Origin of the sequence: Asaia sp. SF2.1 (genome assembly GCF_000505765.1) — a bacterium.
GTDB lineage: Bacteria > Pseudomonadota > Alphaproteobacteria > Acetobacterales > Acetobacteraceae > Asaia > Asaia bogorensis.
The window spans coordinates 116764-118969 of record NZ_AYXS01000049.1 but is presented as its reverse complement, the minus strand read 5'-3'; the positions used below and the strand labels follow the sequence as shown (position 1 = coordinate 118969).

Here is a 2206-nt window from a genome sequence, read left to right as displayed (position 1 = left end):
CCGAAGCCGGGGGATTGCTGCGTCTTCTGCTCCTATGGCGACGTTCCTTGCCCGCCGGTTCAGGAACATGGGCGACTGGCATGCTGCGGAGACGGTTCGACATAGACCTGGGGCGGCAGCGGCGATGAAGTAATGGTGTCGTCCTGGCCAGTAATGTGACGATCGCCGTTTGACGGTGCGGTCCATGCATCGTGTATCCATTTGGAAAACCGGCACGTTATCATCAAAATCGAAGCGTAGAGCGCGGGCGGTAGTCTGCTCATCGCTTGCAGCGGGGCCCATTCTCGATTGAGCCACCGTGCGGTAGGATCGGGCCATGAACCGCATTGGCATCCTTTTCGCATTATTGTCCGCGATCCTGTTTGGAGCCAGCACACCGTTCGCCAAGCTTCTCCTTGGCTCCGTCGATCCGTGGATGATGGCCGGGCTGCTCTATCTCGGTTCCGGGATCGGTCTGGCGGCGGTGCATCTGTTGCGCTGGATGCGTGGACGCCCCGTTGCGGAAGCGCCGTTGCGGCGTGGGGACTTGCCCTGGTTGGCGTTGGTGATCCTGGCGGGTGGGATTGCCGGCCCATTGCTGTTGATGCTGGGGCTGGCGCGCACCGACGCGGCCAGCGCGTCGCTGTTGCTCAATCTCGAAGGGCTGGCGACGATGGGGATTGCCTGGATCGTATTCCGCGAGAACGTGGACCGGCGGCTTCTGCTGGGCGCCTTCGCCATTCTCTCGGGCGCCGCGTTATTATCATGGCAGGGGCATGCGATGCTTGACCAGGGCGCCCTGTTCATCGCAGCGGCCTGCCTGTGCTGGGGGATCGACAACAACTTGACCGGCAAACTTTCTGCGGCCGATCCGATGCAGATCGCAATGCTCAAGGGGCTGGTCGCAGGGACGGTCAATCTTCTGCTGGCGTTCGGGAGGGGCGGTGTCCTGCCGACTGTCGGGGGACTCGGCGCCGCTGGAGCCGTGGGGTTCATGGGTTACGGGGTGAGCCTTGTCCTGTTCGTGCTGGCCCTGCGCCATCTCGGTGCCGCGCGCACGGGGGCCTATTTCTCGCTTGCGCCGTTCGTCGGCGCGCTGCTGGCGGTTGTGGTGCTCCACGATCCCTTGTCGCTGAGGTTGCTGATCGCCGGCGGCCTGATGGGTTTCGGGTTGTGGCTCCACCTGTCGGAGCGCCACGATCACGAGCATGCGCACGAGGCCATGGAACATGAGCACCGGCATCGCCATGACGAACACCATCAGCATGCGCACGGGCCTGGCGATCCGACGGGCGAACCGCACACGCATCGGCACCGGCACATGCCGATGGTCCATCGGCATCCGCATTATCCCGACCTGCATCATCGGCACGGCCACGCTCACTGACGCGGTGCCAACGCCTCAATGATACGGCAGTCGGCGACGGTGCCATGGTGGCATTGCCCGATCATCGCGACCAGTTCCCGACGCAGGGCCTGCAAGTCACGCATCTTGCCGTCGATCTCCGCCAGATGCGTGCGGGCGATGACGTCGTTCTTCGCGACGTGCGGGGAACGCATCCGGGAATGCCCTTCTTGGCATTGAAAACAGTCGGGACAATGCCAACGTCGTCATGGTTCGTGCGGATCGCCATGGCGGGCCGCATCATTGCCTCATGGGAGGCCGTCATGATGACAAACTGCATGCAGGGCATGGGATGGGGCATGGGCCTGTTCGGCCTGCTCACGCTGATCGTGCTCGTGCTCGCGATCGCGGCACTGGTCAAGTATCTGTGGTGCGCGGAGGGATGGAGGACGCGGATCGGCCGAGTCCCTTCCGCAGATCGGACATTCAAGTGAGTTGCCCGGCCTCGCGTGGCGAGGGATGTCCCAGCCCAAACGACCGGCCCAAGAGCGCGGCATGACTTCCGCTCCGTGCATAAGAGATTGCCCCCTTTGCCTGTTTGCGAGATGATGGCCGGTATGCGGTGGTGCTTTCTCCGACGTCTGGTATTCGTTATCGTTGGTCTTGCCTTTATGGGCGCGGCCACCGTGCAGGCTATGCCGCCGCAGAATGCCGAGCAGGCCACGAGCCTGGATGCGGCCATGCCATGCTGTGATGGGTCGGTCTCGATGCATCCCGCCGGAACGACCGCACCGTTCAAGGGCATGACGCCGGAGTGCCTGAAAACCATGCAGTGCCTCGGCGTGCCTGATCGCCCAACGCAGGCCGCGGCGATCGGAAGCC

5 protein-coding genes are annotated in these 2206 nt (G+C 63.6%); 4 read left to right on the top strand and 1 reads right to left on the bottom strand.

Annotation, left to right across the window (positions count from 1 at the left end):
* The coding region (locus tag P792_RS39720) for a GDCCVxC domain-containing (seleno)protein (RefSeq protein ID WP_369794258.1) at nt 1-105 on the top strand (105 nt) is incomplete at its 5' end.
* 211 nt (nt 106-316) lie between these two features.
* Nucleotides 317-1366, top strand: a complete 1050-nt coding sequence (locus P792_RS34140) for a DMT family transporter (RefSeq protein WP_010667673.1) — start codon at nt 317-319, stop codon at nt 1364-1366.
* On the opposite strand, the gene P792_RS34135 is transcribed toward P792_RS34140, so the two are convergent.
* Nucleotides 1360-1539, bottom strand: coding sequence for a MerR family DNA-binding protein (locus P792_RS34135; RefSeq protein ID WP_010667674.1), 180 nt, complete (start codon nt 1537-1539; stop codon nt 1360-1362). The two genes, P792_RS34140 and P792_RS34135, sit on opposite strands and share 7 nt — an antisense overlap.
* Before the next feature lie 72 nt (nt 1540-1611).
* Here P792_RS34135 and P792_RS0120270 point away from each other — a divergent pair, with 72 nt between their 5' ends.
* Complete coding sequence (locus tag P792_RS0120270; protein ID WP_235075533.1) at nt 1612-1818, top strand: hypothetical protein; 207 nt, start codon at nt 1612-1614, stop codon at nt 1816-1818.
* A gap of 123 nt (nt 1819-1941) precedes the next feature.
* Nucleotides 1942-2206: hypothetical protein (locus P792_RS39350; RefSeq protein WP_235075532.1), on the top strand; the 265-nt coding region annotated here is incomplete at its 3' end.